The sequence below is a fragment of the Nocardia sp. CC201C genome, from assembly GCF_030010695.1.
Lineage (GTDB): Bacteria > Actinomycetota > Actinomycetes > Mycobacteriales > Mycobacteriaceae > Nocardia > Nocardia otitidiscaviarum.
In genome coordinates this window covers 1-4,241 of record NZ_JASCXP010000533.1, presented here as the reverse complement: position 1 = coordinate 4,241, position 4,241 = coordinate 1, and the positions used below count along the sequence as shown (strand labels likewise).

4 protein-coding genes are annotated in these 4,241 nt (G+C 67.8%); 1 reads left to right on the top strand and 3 read right to left on the bottom strand.

Features of this window, described 5'->3' with window-relative positions:
• On the bottom strand, positions 1-860 hold an 860-nt coding region (locus QK444_RS33440; protein WP_282786030.1), incomplete at its 3' end, for a cutinase family protein.
• Between the two features lie 423 nt (positions 861-1,283).
• Between QK444_RS33440 and QK444_RS33435 the strand changes: the two genes are divergently transcribed.
• Positions 1,284-3,527, top strand: coding sequence for a serine/threonine-protein kinase (locus QK444_RS33435; RefSeq protein WP_282786029.1), 2,244 nt, complete (start codon positions 1,284-1,286; stop codon positions 3,525-3,527).
• 28 nt (positions 3,528-3,555) lie between these two features.
• On the opposite strand, the gene QK444_RS33430 is transcribed toward QK444_RS33435, so the two are convergent.
• The gene (locus QK444_RS33430) at positions 3,556-3,852 is read right to left on the bottom strand and encodes a hypothetical protein (RefSeq protein WP_282786028.1); all 297 of its coding nucleotides are present in this window, start codon (positions 3,850-3,852) and stop codon (positions 3,556-3,558) included.
• Positions 3,849-4,094 carry a hypothetical protein gene (locus QK444_RS33425; protein ID WP_282786027.1) on the bottom strand — a complete coding sequence of 82 codons (246 nt, stop codon included), beginning with the start codon at positions 4,092-4,094 and terminating at the stop codon, positions 3,849-3,851. The genes QK444_RS33430 and QK444_RS33425 overlap by 4 nt, the downstream gene beginning before the upstream one ends.
• Between the last annotated feature and the right edge of the window lie 147 nt (positions 4,095-4,241).

Sequence of the window (4,241 nt, the reverse complement as noted above, 5' to 3'; positions counted from 1 at the left end):
ACGGCGGTCTGACCGCCGCCGACCGGGTAGCTGCCGTACATCTGGTGGGTGCCGGTGCCGTAGAACTGCCGCAACTGCTCGATGCGCTGCTGGTTGGCGTCCTCGCTGAGCTGTGCCTGCAAGGTGGGGAAGCCACCCTGAGCCATCAGATCGGTCATGATCGCACCCAGTTCCTGCTGGTAGCGCCACATGCTGGCCGGACTGGGATTGGATGCCTGCGCGAGGAATCCGGCGAAGCGCATGACGAAGTCGCTCTCCTCGGTCGAGCAGTACAGGTCGCCGATGGCGCAGATGGTGCGCACCCGGTCGGCGATCCAGCCGAAGCCGCCGACGCGCGGGCCACCGGCCCCGGCACCCGGTGCGGCCGGGCCGACCTGGATGTCCGCGGGCGAGCGGCGCGGATCGGAGAGCAGGCCGACGGCCACGACCCGGTCCGGGGATACCGGCCCGATCCCGGTGCCGATCTCGGCGGCCAGGTCACCGGCCGCGTCCGCGCCCTGGCTGTAGCCCACGATCGCGATCTTGGTCGAGGCGCAGCGGGTTGCCATGGCGAGCACCAGATTTCGGGCGTTCGCGGTGGCTTCCGCCTTGGACGCGCCGTAGACGTCGCCCTCCCAGGGGAAGGCGGTCGCGGCATAGCTCACGTAGTCCACGCGCCCGGGTAGCCCGTCGGTCACACCCGACAGCATGCCGTGCTCGGGATCCTTGTCCTTGCCGGTCTCCCAGGTCCCCGGGACGGCGACCGTGTACAGGCTCGGGCATCCCGGATCCGCCACCGCGGATCCGCCACCGCCGAGCACGAGGCCGGACAACACACTCGCCGCTGCCCCCGCAGCGGCGACAATCTTCTTCAACCGCATAGTGCTCCAGTTCACCTGCCCCGGGACGTAACCGGTCACGTCCCGATTCCCGATCATGGTGCGGTCGTCCGATGACGTTTCCGTGCACACCGAGTTAACGCAGGTAACCCCACCCGTATGAGATTCGCGAACTCAACGCCGGCGCAGAGATCGGCGACACACCGGTGACAAGGATAAAGGGGCCTTGGCGTCGTCGCCGACCAACCGCGGGAAAACGTCCGATTTGCGTTGCTGCCAACATCTTTCACACACCGGCTCTGTGATGCACGCCACTGCGGAGGGGGTGAGACCGTGGCGACCGGTCCGCACTCGCGACGGCCTGTGCGAACTTACCGATGTATCGCACACCGAAATTCGCAGGTGTTCGCTCGGTTCGCGGGCGCATACTGACTTGTAGTTCCTCGTCGGGGTGGAGGGCATGAGGTGGAGTCGGCAATCCGATCGGATGCTGTCCGCGCGACCCGTTCACTGCTGACATCAGTAGTCGCGCGGTTCGCCGCCGCCTGGGAAACCGCGCAGGCGCCACCCGAACTGGCCCGCTTCCTGCCCGACGCACCCGAATTCCGGCGACTGTGCCTCATCGAACTGATCAAGGTCGACCTCGAATACCGCTGGGTGCGCTTCCACCACCCCAAACGCCTCGCCGACTACCTCACGGAATACGTCGAACTCGGCGCCGAACCGCTGCCGCCGGATCTGGTCTACGAGGAATTCCACGCGCTGCGCCGCGCCGGGCTCGAACCCGAACCGAGCGGTCGCGTCGACACCGACGACACCGTGCCCGCCCTCGCCGCCGACGACTACCGCAGCACCCTGATCGCGGTGCCCTGGGCGCAGGAAGCTCTGGACGGCATCGAGGTGGGCGACCGCATGGGCGACTTCGACCTGCTCAGCGAACTGGGCAGCGGAGCCTTCGCGCGTGTGTTCCTGGCCTGGCAGCGCTCCATGCAACGCCTGGTGGCGGTGAAGATCTCGCAGAATCGCGGCACCGAATCCGAGACGCTGGCGCAACTGGACCACGACCACATTGTGCGCGTCTACGATCAGCGGCTGCTCGCCGACCGCGACCTGAAACTGCTGTACATGCAGTACCTGCCGGGCGGCACCCTGCACGACGTGCTGACCCTGGTGCGCGCCCGCCCGCCCGAACAGCGCAGCGGCACACTGCTGCTGGAGGCGGTGGACGCGGCCATGCGCGCCCGCGGCGACATCGTGGACGGCGATTCCCTCATCCGCACCGAACTGGCCGCCGCCACCTGGCCGGAGGCCGTGGCGTGGCTGGGCAAACAGCTCGCCGAATCACTCGACTACGCGGCCCGCCACGGCGTGCTGCACCGCGATATCAAACCCGCCAATGTGCTGCTCACCGCCGAGGGCGCGCCGAAACTCGCCGACTTCAACGTGAGCTTCGGCCGCCACGTCGCCGGGACCAGCCCGCTCGCCTACTTCGGCGGGTCGCTGGCGTACATGTCGCCCGAACAGCTCGCCGCCTGCCATCCGCACCTGCCCACCACCGCCGAACACCTCGACGACCGCAGCGATATCTACGCCCTCGGGGTGATGCTGTGGGAATTGCTGACCGGCCACCGGCCCTTCGACGACGAAACGCGCGCGGGCGACTCCGCCACCTCCCTCGAGCGCATGCTGGAACTGCGCAAACGCGAAGTCGCGCAACAGCATCTGATGGACCTGCCCCCGGATACGCCGCCGACCCTGCGCCGCGTCCTGCTCGGCTGCCTGGCCCCGCGCCCGCAGGACCGGTGGGCCAGCGGGGCCGAACTGGCGCAGCAGCTGGGCCTGTGCCTGGATCGGCGTGCCCGCGATCTGGTAGACCCGCCGCACACCAGCCTGCGCGCCAAACTCGGACCGTGGTCCCTGCTCGCCATCATCAGCCTGGCCAGCACCGCCGGGCTCATCCTCGGCGTGCTGTACAACAACCTGCACAACGCCCCGCTGTTCTACGCCTGGGTGCGCCCGGATCAGCGGGAGCGACTCCAGGACATCAGCGGTCTGCTCGGCGTCCTCACCACCCCGATCGCCATCGTGGTGACCAACTATCTGTGCCGCCGCGCCTTCCTGGTGTGGCGGGTGGTACGGCGGGGCGGGACCGTGGACACCGCGATCCTCGCGCAGGCGCGGCGCGACACCCTAGTCGACGGCGACCGGGTGGCGCTGGTGGCCTTCGGCGGCTGGATGCTGCACGCCCTGGTGACGCCGTTCGTCCTGCTGGCCTACTCGGATCTGTCGGTGCGCCAGATCATCCACTTCTCCACCACGCTGGTGGTGAGCGGGACCATCGCCGTGGTGTATCCATTCTTCCTGGTCACCTTCTGCGTGGTGCGCTGCTTCTATCCGCGCCTGCTGGTGCACGGGGAGACCACCGACGACAGCGCCGCGCTGCGCGCGCTGGGCCGCCGCTGCAACCGCTATCTCGCGGTGGCGGCGTCGATTCCGCTGATCGCCGTGATCACCGGCCTCATGTTCCTGGAGCCCGCCGAGGTGTCCCTGGTCATCGACCCCATCCAATGGCTCTGTCTGGCGGGCATTCTCGGCTTCATCGGCGACTACTGGCTCAACCACCAACTCCAGGAGGACCTGCGCGCCTTCGAACGCGCGGTCACCCGAAGAACAGCAGCCCGAACAACCCCAGCCACACCACACTCGTGACGATGCCCGCGGCCGGCGGATCTGCCCGCTACAGGTCCAGCGAAGCTCGAAGGGCAGACTCCACGCGCTCGACGGTGTCCGGGTCGGCCGTGCCGAGCCGGTCACCGACCCATTGCCGGTACAGACGGTGCGTGGTGGCGGTGTTGACCCAACCATGGCCCGGGATCTCGACCGTGAGAATGTCACCGTCGTTCTCCTCGACAATGTCGAGACCCATGAACCACGGGCGTTCCGAATCGAGGACCGCTTGATTGGAGGCGAGCAGCACAATCTTCTGCAGCGCCGCACCGTGTTTGCCGTAACTGTGAATGTCTCCGCGCCTCACGCAGCGCCCTTGTGGCGGCGTTCGGCGGCATCGGCAGCGGCCTGCTCAGCCTCGTAGGCTTCGGTGGCCGCTTCGTCGGCCACCGGCGTCACGACCGGCCGAAAGTCCCGAATCGCCTTGTCGCGGATAGCCTTGGATACCCATGCCGATGTGGATATGCCCGCCTTGGCCGCCTCGGCCTCGGCAATACGCCACGCGTAACTGTCCAGAGACAGCGAAACCTTGGTCGTTCTCGGAGCCATACCGCCGATCGTACCGATCATCGCACTCGGATGGGCCGAATCTGCCGGTTCAGCCGCCAAGTGACACGACGACGCCCCCCGACACGAGTGCGGGGGGGGGGATGATGTTTTAGATTAAGCGGGTGAGCGCGGCGCGCCCCAAGTGGG